Genomic DNA, 16,202 nt, shown 5'->3' on the forward strand with positions numbered 1-16,202 from the left:
CGACGTTGCACACAACTGGGCGCGGAAGCCGGCTCAGGGCCAGCTCCGCTTTGTTGAGTGGCTAGAAGTGATAGCGAACTCCAATTTGGGCAGACCGCGGCTGCTGAATGTTTTGCAGCTCACCGAACGTGCCTGAGGCCGCGTTGTTCCCGTTGACAAACTGCTGCGCCGCGCCATTGTTCGTCACGTTGTAGATATTCAGATCTACCTCGACGGTCTGCCTATCCGTTATGTGAAACGTACCACCCACTAGTACATTCCACTGAAGGAGCCATGGGCAGAAGATCTGTCCTGTGCCGCGATCTTTGTATTGGAAGCGGTAGGCAGTTGCAAGAGGGTTCGAAACGGTGCGGCCGTCGATATTCAAAGTAGATGGACCGTATTGGCCATCATACGGTTTTCCCAGAGCAGTTAGCGTAGTGATCACAGGTCCTCCAGGGGTGCCAGACTGTGCAGTGAAGGTTGTTGAGAGGCGCAGATGGTAGGGAGCATTCCATGTAACACCAGTGCGAGATTGGTTTCGCTGCCACATGCGGTTACGCGTATCACCTGTCCAGTCGTTGGTGACGTATCCTCGAACCGATCCAATACCCGCATTATTGGCGAACTTGGTAGGCTCAATGATGGCCGTGGGATCCTCGGGCTGCCAGGTGCCTGCAATGTGATCAGGAGAATAGGTGTAGGTGCTGAAAAGCTGCAGAGCGTGAGCCTGCTTGCTTACAGAAATCTCAATACCTTGATAAACGAACCAGTTCCACTTGTTGTTGGTGACGTAATACGTGTTATTCAGCGCTGGATTCACCAGGCCGCTCCAAATCGCTTGCCCGTTGGTTGTGGTGTAGATCTGGTTAGTGTCGTACTCAGCGGGTCGATCCCGGTATTCGCGATCGATATAGCTCACATCGACAGAAACTTCGCCTTTCAACTGCGTGCGATATCCAACCAGCCACTCACGGACGTAGCCCTGATGACGATGAGGATCGAAGCTCTTCCCGAGGAAACTTGTCGTGCTTCCGGGCGTGGTTATCGGTGTACCGAAGATTGTGCCATCCGGGTTGTAATAGGTGTCTGTCGTCGTGACAGTGCTGGTGGCTGCGGTACCCAGATAGCTTGCATTTGTGATATCAGTAATGCGCGTCCAACTTGCGCGAACAACATTGCGTTGATTCGTGGTCAACACATACGCGCCTCCAATACGGGGCGCCCAGTTCCACGAATGCTGTGTTGTGACCTTGAATTCTGCATCGCGTCCTGAGATCCAGTCTGGACGTAGACCCGCTGTGATAGAGAGCCGCGAGAATGGATGCCACCGATCCTGAATGTACCAGGCGTAGTCATTTGCTCCGATGTAACTGGCAAGAAAGCTGCTGGTGCCATTGACGGAGCGGGTGTGAAATATGGTGTATCCCTGCGTCGGGTCGTTGGGGTTATTGAGAGCGGCATCCTCCTGGATGATGCCGCCACCATTGGCGTAATAGGTGGTGACCTTGCTTAACTCATGCGGCTGCAGGTAAAAGCCTGCGTCTAGTTCATGTGTGCCAAACGCTTTAGGTACATAGTAGGAGAGATCGCCCGTGATAGATTCCTTCTGTGCAGGATTGAGCGATACGGACGATAGATTATTCAACGTCGCTAACGAGGATCCCTCGCCTACTAATGTTCCAGCGGACTGGGTGGCCGTGAGATAGACATCCTCTTCGGGCTTCGAACCGACGCCTCCAATAGCGCCAAGGCTATGGTTTACACCTTTGTTGTTGTATGAGATGAGAAAGCGTGTGGTAAGGCGCGGCGTCCATTGAGAGATCAAACGTAATCCATATGCACCGCCGCCATACTGATTCTTCGCTATGTCCTGGGTGTACCACTGATAGTTCGCATCCTGACTGCGACTGTCGTACTGCGCAATACCCATCAGCCTGTGACGCGCACCAATCTGAATCGAACTGTTTCCCAGGAAGACAAAGCCGCGGGATTGATTTGCAAACCTGCCAAACGACGGATCGAGTTCTTTGAGATAAGCGGATTGTGCGGCCGTCTGGCTGATGCCATCGTCGCGATGAATATACCGACCTGAAAAGAAGAACCAGGCGTGCTCCCTCTTGATCGGTCCACCGATAGAAAAATCCGGCTGTTCCGATGCAGATGCAGCAGCATTTCCGTTAGGAACATTGTTGGTGTTCAGGCTGGCAGGACCGATCAGGTAGTAGACCGAACCATGATATTGATCCGCACCCACGGGGCTTGCCAAATTGATGACCATGCCCATCGCCGCCGGCGAAGAGGCATCGTTGGCTCCAGTCTTGATTTGGATGTCGCCGAGCGATTCGTTCGCGATTGAAATTGTGTTGGAGGGCCAGTTCTGTTCGAAGCTGCCTATATCCATACCGTCGAGGAGCGTGGCGTGATTCTCATTCTCCGAACCGCGCAGGAAGTAGGTCTGGCCTCCCTCGGCATCACTCGAAGCGGAGATGATGCCCGGCGTAATTTGCAGAGAATCCGACCAATCATGACGTCCAGTAATCGGAATGCTGCGAAGCAACGCGCCGCTAAGGTTTGTGGCCTGCTCTGCACTTTGTGTATCGATGATGGGAGCTTCTTCAGTGACTTCAACGGTTTGACCGGCCGACCCAACCTTGAGTTGAATGTCAACGGTTATGTTCAATCCTGCGCGCACAACGAGCCCTGTGCGCTCAAATTTGTCGTAACCTGACAGCTCCGCATCGACGATGTAGTCGGTGCCGGGCGGCAATTCAATGAGGCGGTAGTTTCCTTCGGCGTCACTGATGGCATTGAATATGCCGCCAACAGCCGAGCTATGCGCAACAATCTTTACGTTTGGCACCGCAGTACCAGAGGCATCCGTCACCTGACCGTGAATGGTTCCATCTGCCGTTGTCTGAGCCAAGATGTTAATAGGTAACAGTTGTATCAAGATCACGAGAGCGGCCAGAACGAGCCAACGATGCCGGCTGAGATCAGGTAGACGTCTGCTGGGAATATGACGAGTTGAGTGCATAAAGATCTCCATAAAAGCGAAGCAATGAAAGGTCTGAAAAAGGCACAAGAGATCAAGTCACCCGTTCTAACGGGATCCGTAGACATCTCATCTCTTGGGCGGAAGCTAAATTAGGTGTGGCTACAACAACGAAGATGACGGCAGATGGAGCGCATTATTTTGCTCCTTTCGTGTGGCCTACCTTAACGGGAGAAGACGCAGTAAGCCCCGTTGGCGTAGAGCTGGAATAAAGCAAAGCGTTGAAGAGGAACTTGTACGTCACTTCTGACTGTGCTCGGTACTGGGGCCGGAAACCGAAAAGCACAATCCTGCCTTTGCCTACAGGCTCTTCTGCAATAACAGAAGTTCCTTTGAGAAACTGTCCTCCTAGAATCCAACCGCTCAGCAGTGGCTTGTCCGTGTTGAAAAATGCGACAGAATGCGCTGCGCCATTGACCCGGAATGTCGGGCCGTTTTCGTAGAAGATGGGCACGGTAGGCGTAGAGCCGAAGGCGATTGGGTTGTCGGGATCCACAGCTACCTGGAGGATGGAGCCGGGAACATAGAAGGCTTTACGGTCGATGGTGTCGAGAGCATTGACTACGGTTCCCGGATCTTTGCCCGCATAAACCTCTGATGCCTTGTTGAGCGTGATGATGGTTCCTCCCGCTTCTACAAAGGCTTTGAGGCTCGCCAATCCAGCAGTTCCAAGGCCGCCAAGAAACTCCGGCGGCGTTTTGGGTCCGTGGACTTCTTCATTTCCCGTTGTAGATCCGGTTTCTGGAGCGGCGGGCGCATTGGACGTTCTGCGCCTTCCATTCTCGGCCGGTGCACTCTGGGAAGAAGAGGGAGGGGTCGGATTCTCACCTTCAAATCCTCTGCGTCCGTTTGTGATGGCCGGAGCCGAATTGTCAGGAATCAGGATGGAGTCGAAACGCTGGTTGAGATCGCCTTTGCGAATGTCGGCATCCACGAGGCGCGTATAGGGAATGTTGTTCTGGTCAAAGATCCAGCGCGTCCAGCCTTCATCCATGGATGGAACCCAGCTTTGATAGAGGCCGATGCGAGGCAGATGGACCTGCAGAGCCTTTCCGATAGGTGCTGCACCCGCTGCGCGGATATCGATGGGGAATTTGTCGACGATAGCGGCAAGTTTGGTGTCGATGCCTTCTTGCGGCGGCACGTAGATGGTTCCAGGCTCGACGCCTGCGCCCGTCAGACGATAGGCTCTTACGTCTTTGGCAAGTAGAGCAAACAGCGCGTAGAGACTGCTATTGGTGTTGTCGGCGATGAAGTAGCCATTGCCGGTTGATGACTTTTCAAAGCGGCCTGCGGTGGCCTTTACTACATCCACCTTGCTTGCAGCAACGGCGATCCGGTCATTGACGGGAACAGCCGTTACTCCGAAAAGCAGTGGGAGCGTCTGTGCTGTTACGTCATACGGCCGCTGCAAAGGGCCACCGGGATACTCGGCGATGTCGGGGTACTTCTGTACTTCGAGCAACGTCTTGGCAAAAGCCCCGTAGGGCTGCGCCAACTGCACGATGTAGCTTCCACTCGCGTAGTGCTTTCCACCGGCATCGAAGTCCGAGGTCGCCTGTTCTACTTCCACGTCTCCGATGCGTAGGGTGTTGATGAGCCTTGCAACAGTAGCAGAGTCCGTTTGCCCACCCGGGATGACAAACGCCGATGGTCCGCTCTTGCGATTCACTGCGTGAAGGCCAATCTCATAGAAGTTGTTGAGATAGCGCTCGCGGAAGACGGCCGCATTGTTCGCGATGGAGAAGAAGGCATCGATCTGGTAAGCGACGATATCGCCCAGATGCCATTCGCCGCCTTTCCACGGATCGGGGAAGTTCCAGGAGGCGACTTTGGGGTCGTAGCCAATGCCGCGCGCCAGCTTTTCAAAAGGAATGTTGACCGGAGTTGCGATATCAGCGCTTGCAGATTCGGTCAGAATACGCAATCCGTTGTGGTACGCGATGTAGTCCCTAAGCGGGGACCAAAAATCGTAGACGCCGTAGGACAGCACACCCTTCTTGCCGGTCTGCGTGATCTCCAGCGCGGTGTTCATCCCCAGGGCATTTTGCGACTGAATGATAAGCGGGTCGATGTTGGGGTCAAAGGGATCAACAAAAGGAGGCACATAGATGCGCGCCGAGTTCTCCCCCTGCTGATGAAGATCATAGAGGATCTGTGGATGCCATGGATTGAGCACCTTTTCTACGGCAAGGCGTGTTTCCGCCTGCGTAAAGGTGGCCCAGTCACGGTTGTCGTCATGGCCTACGTAGTGATGCCACAGCACAACCGGGTTACTGCCTTCGTAGGGCGTGCCGAGATATTTTTTATACCAATCGACGACCAATTGCTGACCGTCCGGGTTGAGCGAAGGAACAAGAACTATGATGACGTTGTGCAGAATAGAGTGGATGCGCTCGGAATCGCCGGTGGCCAGTTGATATGCGAATTCCGCGGCGCTCTGCGAACTGGCAATCTCTGTGGAATGGATGTTGCAAGTGACGACGAGAACGGTCTTGCCTTCCGCGATGAGCTCTTTCGCTTCATCAGGGGATGTGACTCGGGGATCGGCGAGCCTGCGCTGTATCTCTTTGTAGTGATCCAGATGCGCGAGGTTTTCAGGAGCCGAGATTGTGACCGTGATGAATGGGCGTCCCTCGGTGGTTTTGCCTACTTCGTCATAACGAACTTTGTCGGACTCTGTGCTGAGCTGTTTGAAATACGCAGTCAGCTCCTTCCAATCTGCCAGCTTTCGGTCCGTGCCGGGCTTAAACCCAAAGGCTTCTTCAGGAGAAGTGATGCGGGTCTGCCCGATAGCGGCAGTGGCACTCAATAGAAACAAGAAAGCAAAAAGAATTGTTTTCATTCCATCCTCGGAAAGATTGTTCATCAACTTCCCGACGATCAGATATCACATATCAGATGGTCGGACGTGTAGAGAAAACCGCGATGCACCTGCGAGAGGCACAAGTCGAAAGACCCGCAGATCTACTATTGATTCGTTTGGGAAAAGAGACAGGATGCGTCGTACCGGGCTGGTAGCAAACTCAGCGGCAACAACACGACGAGACCAGGAAGCAACAGCGGAAACTCTGCGCCGATAAATGATCTTCGGATGTAGGGGTGTTCTTCATACCTGGTGATATGTAATATACATCAGAGCAGGAAAAAGAAAAGCGGTTTTCTTACCTTTGTGCCGGCTTGAGTGCCATAGTCTCCAGTGCCAGTCGAGCCTTTGTGCGATGTTCATTTGATAGCCTCTGTCTCGCGCTTGCGCACACTTGGCTTACGCCACAAGGCGATGTTGCGATCGGCTTCGCTTTCGCAACTTACCAGTTCCTACCAAAGTATCGGCGATACCTTGGTCCAATGGCGTCGGGTTCCAACGTGTGGCTTAATCACATCAGCACATTGACGAAGGATGAACTCATGCGCACGATCAGCCATTTCATCAACGGCCAGAGCGTAACGGGAGTTGGCGCTGTCACCAGCCTGGTCCACAATCCGGCCATCGACAAGTGCAAGCGGTTCTGGAGCACGGTGATACCGCAATCCTGGCAGGGGCAGTCGAGGTCGCGGTGGGAATGGTGGGCGTCAATTTCCCGATGTCAACACCGGTCGGGTACTACTGCCATGGCGGCTGGAAGGACTCAGCATACGGCGATCTTAATCAATATGGCGAGGACAGCATCCGCTTCTTCACTCGCACAAAGGTCGTGACTCAGCGCTGGCCTCACCGCGGGCGAGCCATCGACTGAGATCAGCGAAGATGACGCGGCGAACGCGGATATTAAACGGTCCCCAATTGTCTCACTGCCAGACCTCTAGCTTAATTGCGATCGCTTCAAACGCACGTCGAGTCATTGCTTAGACAACCATCATTGTGAAGGAGAACGCACGATGCCTGAGCTCATGAAGAAATCTGTGGATCTGCCGTGGACTGACAAGCGAGGTGGAAATGATCACCGCGTGGGGCCTAAACAAAAGCTGATGCTTAGCATGACGAGTGCAATTCTGGGCGTTTTGCTTCAAGGTTGCACAGCGGACAAACATCCCTCCCCGGAGGAAACGACCTTGGCCAATGCGGCTAAAGACGTTGCGATCCCATTGGAGGCAGGAAAGAAAAAGAACCCGCTGCCTGAGACGGATGAGGTTGTAAGCCAAGGACAAGAAGTGTTTCTTGGATCTTGCGCCCAATGTCACGGTGCGGATGGGCGCGGGGACACGAGCGTTGGGCGCAACATGACCCCGCCCGCAATGGACCTGAGCTCATCGCACGTGCAGCACTGGAGTGACGCAGAAGTGTTTTGGATCATACAGAACGGAGTTCGCCTCACAGGTATGCCTGCCTGGAAGTCGAGCATTTCCGAGAACGACACCTGGAAGCTTGCCCGTTTCATCCACAAGCTCCCCGGTCTAAACGCTGTCTCCGCCTCCACAGCAGTCACATCACAGACACAAACCGCCAATTCCACGCAGGACAAGTACGCACTCAAAATACGGGGCGGCCTCGCGTTCTCTGAGTTCAGGGGATACGAAAGCTGGCCCGTGATCGCCATCAGTCACAACGGGGACAAGCTCGCTGCAATCCTAGGGAATCCTGTGATGATCGATGCCTTCAAGTCGGGCATTCCCGGCAACGGCAAGCCATTTCCGGATGGTGCCAAGATGGTCAAGATTCATTGGAACGCGCAAGTGAATGTCGGTGAGCCCGGTGCGCCGACGGTGCCAGGTACCCAGCATGACGTCGATCTCATGCTGAATCTAACGCGCATTCAAAAGTGAATGAGGTTAATCGAGGTAAAACCGTACTCGCACCTCATCGTGGAAATCTAGTCTGCATCGGCAGTCTATTGTGGCCAGCGCAAATGATTGCATTTGGGCGGGTCATGCGAGAGTCCGTGAGATGCTCATCCCGACTGACAGCGCGGAATGGGGCGAGCTATCTCACTGCAACATCCAGCGGGTGGTGTGTGATTGTATCCCGCTCGATCACCTCTGGCCGACGTAGGCCCGGTCGGCTTCAACCGAACTCTGCTTAGTCAAGAAGCAGGAGCACACCCTCTGCGCCACGAAGTGTAGATAGTTCAGATATAACCCGGCCCTCACAGTCCATATGTGTGCCAGCCAGGACTGTCGCACGCGTTGTCGGCACTGCAATCTGTTCGCGGCTCATGTTGAGAATGACCTCGATCTCCTCCGCTCCGCTTCTTCGGAACCGCAGTACATTCCCATCAACCTGAATTTGGTGCAGTTTTCCGCTAACCAATGTGGGGTGGGCTTTCCGTAATGCGACGAATCTGCGATAAAGCTGCAAAATCGATTTTCCGTCGTGTATTTCGAAGGCCACGTTTGTCTCATTCAGGTCCTCGCCCAGTGGCAACCACGGAACGCCCGTCGTGAATCCTGCACCTACGTGTTGGTCCCAGCGCATCGGTGTTCGCTCGGGGTCACGCCCCTGTCCGATTCCTGGCTCATTCTTCTCTGCCGGGTCCTGCACCTGCTCGGGAGGGATCGATGCATTTATCATCCCTATCTCTTCGCCGTAGTATAAGGTGATCGTTCCTGGAAGGCTGAGAAGCAGCATGGCAGCCACCCTCGCCTGATCTTTGCCGACCCTGGAAGCGATGCGTGGTTGATCATGGTTACCTAAGACCCAATTCGGCCATGCGCCTTCCGGCAGTGCCAGACTGTACTCGCTGATTACCTGAGCGACGACTGGGGCGCTCCAAGGGCATTGCAGCAAATGGAAGTTGAAAGGAAGATTGGCGCCCTTGAGGTCTTGACCGTAATAGGACATTAGCTGTGGAATCGGCAGATAGATTTCGCCGATCAGGACGCGATCCAAAAATTCGTCGACGACACTGCGCATCTCATTGACGATGGCGTGGACCTCGGGCCGGTCCGAGTTATAGACCGAAAGAAATCGATGGTTGGACGGAGACCCGAGGCGAAAACCGGGATTGGGAGGATTGTCGCGAAACTGATCGTCTTTGATCATCAGCCACATGACGTCGACTCGGAAGCCATCCACGCCTTTCTGCAACCAAAAGCGCAGCACATCGAACATCGCGTCGATTACGCCCCGGTTCCTCCAGTTCAGATCGGGTTGTTGTTTGAGGAAAGAGTGGTAGTAATACTGACCCGTCGTGGCGTCGAATTCCCAAGCCGAACCGCCAAAGTTGCTAGTCCAATTGTTTGGCTCATCTCGCCAGATGTACCAATCGCGCTTGACAGTCTCTCGTGAAGAACGGCTTTCCAAGAACCATGGATGCTGGTCGGACGTGTGATTAGGGACAAAGTCGAGAATGAGGCGAAGTCCCCGGCGGTGCACCTCTGCCAGCAACCGGTCGAAGTCGTCCATGGCGCCAAAAAGACGGTCGATCGCGCAGTAGTCGGAGATGTCATATCCGAAATCGGCCATGGGTGAGGGATAGATCGGCGAGATCCAGATTGCGTCCACGCCAAGCGCCACTAAGTAGTCGAGACGGCTCAGGATGCCTTTCAGGTCGCCGATGCCATCGCCGTCGCTGTCCTGAAAGGATCGCGGATAGACCTCGTAGATAACAGCTCGTTTCCACCACTCCAAATTTTGCATCAGACCTCACAAGCTCCTTGAGTGAGCAGACCATTGCGCGAGACGTACATATGATCAACGATCTTTGGTACAAGAACGCGATTATCTATTGCCTTTCCGTCGCCACCTATATGGATGCAAACGGCGATGGAGTGGGTGATTTTAAGGGTCTATTGAGGCGTCTGGATTTTCTACAGGGCATGGGGATCACGGCGGTTTGGCTGATGCCATTCCAGACTTCCCCTTGTCGCGATGACGGTTATGACATTGCTGATTACTATAACGTAGACCCACGATACGGAACCCTGGGCGATTTCGTGGAGTTCACCCACGCATGCAATGAGCGCGGTATTCGCGTATTGATAGATCTCGTGGTCAATCACACCTCGAACGAACATCCATGGTTTCGCGAAGCCTGTAGCGACCCGAAATCACGTTACCGCGACTGGTATGTCTGGTCCGCTAAGAAACCAGACAATGCGAATTCAGGCATGGTCTTCCCAGGCGTGCAGAAGTCAACATGGACGTGGGAAAAGAATGCACGCTCCTATTATTTCCATCGTTTCTATGATTTCCAGCCAGATCTGAACACAGCCCATCCAGAAGTCCAGCAAGAGATCCTCAAGATTATGGGCTTCTGGCTGCAATTGGGCGTGGACGGATTTCGGATGGATGCCGTTCCGTTTGTGATTGCGAAGAAGGGAGCGAATCTAACTCGATCGGTTGAGCAATACGACATGTTGCGCTCGTTCTCGGAGTTTTTGTCCTGGAGAAAGAGTGGTGCGATTATCTTGGGCGAAGCGAACATCGTACCGAAGAACGACATGGAGTACTTCGGCGAATTTGGCGAGCGGTTGCAGATGATGTTCAATTTCGATGTCAACCAGCATCTCTTTTATGCGATGGCGAGCGGCGAGGCTGGATCCTTAATTAAAGCTCTCGAGAATACCAAGTCTCGTCCTGCGACGGCGCAATGGGGACAGTTTCTTAGAAACCACGACGAGCTCGACCTTGGACGGCTAACAGACGCCCAGCGAAATTTCGTCTTCGCAGAGTTTGGTCCTGAAAAGTCGATGCAGTTATATGGGCGTGGAATCAGGCGTCGCCTGGCACCCATGCTTCGGGGAGATCGGCGGCGGCTCGAACTTGCATATAGCCTCACGATGACACTGCCGGGAACACCGGTGCTGCGGTACGGAGACGAGATCGGGATGGGGGATGATCTGCGTTTGCCCGAGCGCAATAGCACGCGCACACCGATGCAGTGGTCTATGGAACCGAACGCAGGATTTACGACGCATGCGAAACCCGTTGTGCCATTGATCTCAGACGGTCCCTTCGGCTTTGAACAAATCAACGTAGCCGCTCAGCGCAGGGATCCCAATTCGTTCCTCAACTGGATGGAGCGTATGATTCGTATGCGCAAAGAGATTCCTGAGATCGGCTGGGGAGATTTTTCATTTGTGTCTCTTCCCGTGTCTGGCGTACTGGCCATGGAATACACATGGCGCAACAATTCTGTGGTCTGCGTGCACAATCTCGTGTCAGAGCCACGCGAAATACGCTTCCGCCTGAAGTCGAAAAATGCATTTGAAGGCAAGCAGCTAACGAACCTTCTCAGCGACAACCATTGCCTTCCAGATGGCAAAGGACGTTACTGCATCGTGCTTGAGCCGTATGGCTACCGTTGGTTCCGAGTCGGCGGTTTGGAGTACCTGCTGCGTCGCTCCGAAGTGTAGGGGCGATAGAGAAGGCGCCTATTGGGTTCGTTGCTCCTACTAAAGAACTCTCTACATGACGGCCGTATCCTACACAAAGAAATCGGTGTCTAATAGCCGTTCGCGCGCCGGGGAACGGTCACCTAGTTAACCGTGAGCCGCTCTCCACTGAGATGCATGGAACGCACGCTTGCGATGGAATCTGTGGCTACGACGGCGGTGCTGCTGCGGGCTCTATTGCGGCGCTTTCGCAGTCTCAAGGCGTCCTCCACGGATCCACTCAAGGATCGTGCGATATTGTTCGCTGGATTCATTTCCCTGCCAACGCTGGCCGCCGTTGTGTGTGGCGAGATAGTCGCCGACATTACCTGCGCTGTCTGTAGGCCGTGTCGGCTTGATCAGCATAAGACTCTTGTCGGGAGCGGAGATGTTCACGACGCGCATCGCGTATTTGTAATTCTCTTTGCTGTCCTGATCGGAGAAGACGCCTTCAGCGTTCGGCGGCTCCAGTTTGAAGATCACATGACTGGCGTGGCAGAATACGCAGGCCATTCCATCCTGACCGCGTTTTGCCAGAATGGGCTCGATTTTAGCGACGAAATAGCGGAAGTCGAGGACCGAGCCCGGTTGGACATCCTGCAGCGCGTCGCTCAGATTCTTGCCTTTCAAGACACTCGTGGAGATGAGTTTCAGCCGTGGATTCGTTGAGTTTTGCAGCTGGTTCATTGCAGCTTTGAAATCAGGCCGCTGCTCCACACCCTTAACTTTACGCAGCGTGTCGAGTGCCTCCGCGCTCACGTTGGCGTCTGGATTCAGCAAGCTGGCCATCACTGTGTCGACGACGATCGGATACTCCAGCGGCTCCTTGATTTTCAATTCAGCCGCGTGTCCGTTAAGAAAGTCCTGATCCTGGGATACCGCACCTCCGGATACCCCGAAGCGTCTCTTGAGAAACTGCGGATTGCCCGCTTCCTCCATCAGAACTCTCAGTGACGAGGAGTTCAGATTCGCGAACGCCGTCTTTACCGCAGGCCCCGTCTGCGAATCGTTCAGAAGATGTTCGAAAGAAACGCGCATTGCTGCTCGCTGTACATCGCCGTCATTCGAATTGAGGCTTGCAAGCACTAACTCCTGCACCTTCGGATCGTGTATGAGGGCAGGGAAGGATGAGGCCGCATCCAGTATCTGTGCATAATTTCCGGGCTGCGGGCTCTGCTCCAGGAGGGACTGTAATGTAGCTTGAATATCGGGCTGCTCAAGCCATGGTGATTTTTGAGTCAGCGTCGCAAGAAGAGGCAGCACGACGGCCTGACTATCCGGGTTTCCCCGTTTGAGTATCTCGATTACTTTGTCAACGAGTCTGGGATCGGGGGCGGCCGTGGAATCGAGGTTCAGAACGCCCCGCTGGCCGCCTTCATAAACGTAGCGGACGGTCTTGCGAACATCGGCATTCTTGTCTTCCGACAGATCCAATGCCGCAAGAGTAAAGCGCGCGTCGCCGGATTCACTCAGCGTACTGCCGGCCTTCAGCACCTCGATTTTCATGGAGTCATCGGCGCCCTTTAGGCAATCGAGCAAGGCTTCTTCCAGCTCCGGCCCAGAGCTCTTGAAGAAGTGAATCAGATCGCTGTCGTTGCCGATCCGAGTCTGGAAGAAGCCATTGGCCACGTCATATTTGAAATCTACCGCTTCGCGATATGGCGGGTATTCATAACCGGGTCGGTGCAGGTCGGGCACGCCGGCTACATACTTGGTGAGCACCGCAGGCAGCCCAATGGATACGGTGTCGGATTTCAGCTTTGGCAGTGCGTAGTGGCGGATATGAAAATCCCATAGGGCATTCAAGATGCCTTCGCGGCCAAGTGTCGTTCCATTGCGCAGGACCTTAGCAAGTACTTGTGCCTGGTCACGCACGACGGCTTCATAGCCAACGTTGATTCGGTCTTTGTCTTCATCCTTGGCGCTGGCTCGCACCCAGGCCGACAGGTATCCGGTATTTTCGTCGAGCAGGTCATAGATGCTTTCTTCCAAACCACGGCGCACCATTGCATCTGTCTCCGTGTTGAGCCGAGTGGCAAGCGCCTCCAGGGTTCCACGGCGAACATCCTGCTTGTCTACCTGCCAGTAGTACCAGCGCCAAACGCCGCCAGCGGCTTCGAAGCGAACATAAGGCACCGGATCATTCAGATCGCGCTCCAGAGCAGCCAGCAGTTGCGTATCGTCTGTAAGATCGCGGAAGTGCTGATTAAAGACGCGGGCTGCGCCCCAGCGCGTCCTTGCATCCGGCGAGGCCAGCGCAGCGGCAAGCAGCTTGCGCCCTTCAGGCGCTGCTTGCTGACGTCGCGAAAGCACCATGCGGATGGCATAAGCGGAAGAGGTCTGCACCATCTTGGCCGGATCGCCGAGCCCTTTGATGAGAACCGGCATGGCTCCGGGATCAGCCATGTGGCCTAGAGCGCGAGCTGCAGCTTCGCGTGCCAGCGGCTGATCGCTTTGTGCGAGAACTTTGCGAATCTGCCGCAGCTCCGCCTCCGGGGCCAGATCCCAGAACTGATCAAGCTGCTGCAAAAGCAGCGGCAGATCATTCGAGGCAAGAGTCTTGACCGGCGCGGGATAAGCGGCGTCCCAATTCTTGGCTTTGGTTGTTCCGGGATAGAGAGTCGATAGCGCCATCACCGCAAATTGCGTGGCTCGAAACGGCGTATTGAATCCCTGATAGACGGGGTCGCCTTCCCAACTTCCCTCAGGCCGCTGAGCCGCCAACATCGCTTTGACTGCGCGGTCCAGATGTTCGTCGCTTTCGGGGCGGTGACCCGCCTCTGCCAGCGCCAATACTGCGTTGTAGGAAATAAAGTCTGCTGGTTTGGCCTTCTTGTCGAAAGGATAGGGCCACCCACCCTCGGGGGTTTCATATTCATAAAGCTTGGCAATGAGCGCTTCGATTTGCGAAGAGTACTTTTGCCGGTCGATCTCCGACAGCAGCATGATTCGCCAATTCAAATCGATCACGTTCTTTGGCTCATAAGCCAGCGCCAGGCTTTCGACATGATCTCGTTCTTTAAGCCAGTCTGAGTTATGTGTTTCGTTGTAGGCCAGGTCGAATGTGTGCCAACTCTGCGAGGCAATCTCGAAGGGGCTGACGTCAGGTTCGCAGCCATCGGCTTCGTCCCCAGGCATGACGGTCACTCCCTTGTAATGAATTTTCAGATACTCCGCATACGGCAGATCAAACTTCTTCCGTGGTGGATCGTGTGTCACATTCTCCTCGAAAGAATGAGCGATCAAAGGCAGGCGGCTGGCTTCCGTCCGAGCGGTATAGATGATGCGCACCCAATTGGTGTTGGGTTCTCCGTATAGAGGTCTGGTGTTGTTGTAGATGCGATCGGTCAGAAACTCAAGCCCCGCACGCTGGGTTGGTGCATAACCGTTCTGAACAGCTCTCAAATATCCTCGGGTTGAGAACTGAGACGGATGGCAGGCAATGCAGAGCTGCGTCTCAGAGTGCTGCATCGTGGTCCGCAGCGCGATCGCACCCCGGCGCGGAGTGTTCGATAGCCAGCTATCTCCCATGTTCACCAGGAAATCCATGCCGGCGCGAACCGCATCGTGTGGGTCTTTGTTGGGTGGAACGGGATATTGATATGTATGCAGTTGATAGCTGGGATGATTCGCCGCTACCCGGACGTAGTACTCATGCCCAGGCTGCAGGATGCGCGTCCTGAACTTATATAGCCCGGGATAATTCTGCGTCGCTTCTACCTGATAAACAAACTCTCCATCCGTAAATGGAACGACATCCTGTTGACCGCTCGCGTCCTTACCCGATTGAAAAAGATCGACATCCAGAGGGATATCTCTGTCGGTCACATTCAATACGAAATAGACCAGCCGAGGCTGCTTTTCGCGAAATGTGAAACGGAACCATTGAAACCCCTTGACCATGGCCGCGTACCCATCTTCGCTTTTCGAGGGAGCATAGGGGCGCTCATCATCGCTGCCGAAAATAGTCTGGCCAAGCTCGAAAGGCTGCGCCTCTTGCCACGTGCCGTTTGGCGATGCGGCGATCACGCCCCGATTCAGATCGATTGCGCCAGCCGGCAACGCCACGGAAGTCTGCAGAATCCTGTTTAAGGAAGAGCCGATTTCGGGGGCATGCTCAGCAGAAGTCGACGAAAGGCTAACGGTAACCGGGCCGGCTTTCCGCGGCCGTATGGTCAGATAAAGATCGAGATCGGCACTATGCAGCCATTTGGACTCGACCTCTCCTTGGGCATCGTTTACCGTGACTCGCACGGCATCGCTGCCCTGGAGTTGAGCGGGATTCTTCACCGACAATGTCAATCCATAGAGTGTGTCGGCGCGCGCTGTGCCCAACGTCAAAATCTTCGCAGGCGGCTGCGTTGCCAGGTTGGCATGGACAGAACTTCCGACCGGAACGATGGCGTAGACAATCCATGCCAAAACTGACGCCGCAACAATCGTCCAGCTTGCAACACGTCGATATTTGATCATCGGTTCTTTGACTGGATCTCGCATCTCGGTTGTACCTCTAGGATTGGCTGAAATTGCTCGGGAATACCAAAGCAGAAACTATATATGCATTGGGGTATTTCAGGGCAATTCCAAAGATCAAAGATATCGGGCTGGCAATTTTTGGCGCCGAAACAGGGGATATTTCGAAGGTTTTGAACTAACAGGCTACCTGCTAAACATGTGTGTGTGTCGCGCGCGGAACACTGATGAGAGCGGATTTATGAGTAGTTATCGGAATTATTGTTTCTGAGGTTCCGGACCGCTGAGTTCTGTGGTATTCCCGATCCTCAACTGCGAGGAAGCGGGCGCACCCTCATCTATGGTTTGCAGAGTATGCCGAAGACCGTGGCCACCCGTCGAT

7 protein-coding genes are annotated in these 16,202 nt (G+C 54.3%); 3 read left to right on the forward strand and 4 right to left on the reverse strand.

What is annotated here, in order from left to right:
- Nucleotides 1–61 precede the first annotated feature (61 nt).
- A complete protein-coding gene (locus OHL22_RS16550; protein ID WP_263339738.1) occupies nucleotides 62–3,016 on the reverse strand; it encodes a TonB-dependent receptor in 2,955 nt (984 codons plus the stop codon).
- A gap of 154 nt (nucleotides 3,017–3,170) precedes the next feature.
- Nucleotides 3,171–5,879 (reverse strand): M14 family metallopeptidase, encoded by a 2,709-nt coding sequence (locus tag OHL22_RS16555; RefSeq protein ID WP_263339740.1) that lies wholly within the window; start codon nucleotides 5,877–5,879, stop codon nucleotides 3,171–3,173.
- Between the two features lie 739 nt (nucleotides 5,880–6,618).
- Between OHL22_RS16555 and OHL22_RS16560 the strand changes: the two genes are divergently transcribed.
- Nucleotides 6,619–6,771 carry a hypothetical protein gene (locus OHL22_RS16560; RefSeq protein ID WP_263339743.1) on the forward strand — a complete coding sequence of 51 codons (153 nt, stop codon included), beginning with the start codon at nucleotides 6,619–6,621 and terminating at the stop codon, nucleotides 6,769–6,771.
- 142 nt (nucleotides 6,772–6,913) lie between these two features.
- Nucleotides 6,914–7,798 (forward strand): c-type cytochrome, encoded by an 885-nt coding sequence (locus OHL22_RS16565; protein ID WP_263339745.1) that lies wholly within the window; start codon nucleotides 6,914–6,916, stop codon nucleotides 7,796–7,798.
- A gap of 253 nt (nucleotides 7,799–8,051) precedes the next feature.
- On the opposite strand, the gene OHL22_RS16570 is transcribed toward OHL22_RS16565, so the two are convergent.
- Entirely contained in the window at nucleotides 8,052–9,611 is a 1,560-nt protein-coding gene (locus OHL22_RS16570) for an alpha-amylase family glycosyl hydrolase (protein ID WP_263339748.1), read from the reverse strand.
- Nucleotides 9,612–9,661: 50 nt separating this feature from the next.
- Here OHL22_RS16570 and OHL22_RS16575 point away from each other — a divergent pair, with 50 nt between their 5' ends.
- Complete coding sequence (locus OHL22_RS16575) at nucleotides 9,662–11,329, forward strand: alpha-amylase family protein (protein ID WP_263339751.1); 1,668 nt, start codon at nucleotides 9,662–9,664, stop codon at nucleotides 11,327–11,329.
- Nucleotides 11,330–11,542: 213 nt separating this feature from the next.
- Here the strand turns inward: OHL22_RS16575 and OHL22_RS16580 are convergent, their stop codons facing one another.
- A complete protein-coding gene (locus OHL22_RS16580) occupies nucleotides 11,543–15,844 on the reverse strand; it encodes a HEAT repeat domain-containing protein (RefSeq protein WP_263339753.1) in 4,302 nt (1,433 codons plus the stop codon).
- Nucleotides 15,845–16,202: the final 358 nt, after the last annotated feature.

It is taken from the genome of Acidicapsa dinghuensis (genome assembly GCF_025685685.1).
Lineage (GTDB): Bacteria > Acidobacteriota > Terriglobia > Terriglobales > Acidobacteriaceae > Acidicapsa > Acidicapsa dinghuensis.

What these genes read in the sequence shown, in the direction of transcription:
- OHL22_RS16575 (WP_263339751.1), top strand. Translation starts at nt 9,662, where the DNA reads ATGATCAACGATCTTTGGTACAAGAACGCGATTATCTATTGCCTTTCC.
- OHL22_RS16570 (WP_263339748.1), bottom strand. Translation starts at nt 9,611, where the DNA reads ATGCAAAATTTGGAGTGGTGGAAACGAGCTGTTATCTACGAGGTCTAT.
- OHL22_RS16580 (WP_263339753.1), bottom strand. Translation starts at nt 15,844, where the DNA reads ATGCGAGATCCAGTCAAAGAACCGATGATCAAATATCGACGTGTTGCA.
- OHL22_RS16560 (WP_263339743.1), top strand. Translation starts at nt 6,619, where the DNA reads ATGTCAACACCGGTCGGGTACTACTGCCATGGCGGCTGGAAGGACTCA.
- OHL22_RS16550 (WP_263339738.1), bottom strand. Translation starts at nt 3,016, where the DNA reads ATGCACTCAACTCGTCATATTCCCAGCAGACGTCTACCTGATCTCAGC.
- OHL22_RS16555 (WP_263339740.1), bottom strand. Translation starts at nt 5,879, where the DNA reads ATGAAAACAATTCTTTTTGCTTTCTTGTTTCTATTGAGTGCCACTGCC.
- OHL22_RS16565 (WP_263339745.1), top strand. Translation starts at nt 6,914, where the DNA reads ATGCCTGAGCTCATGAAGAAATCTGTGGATCTGCCGTGGACTGACAAG.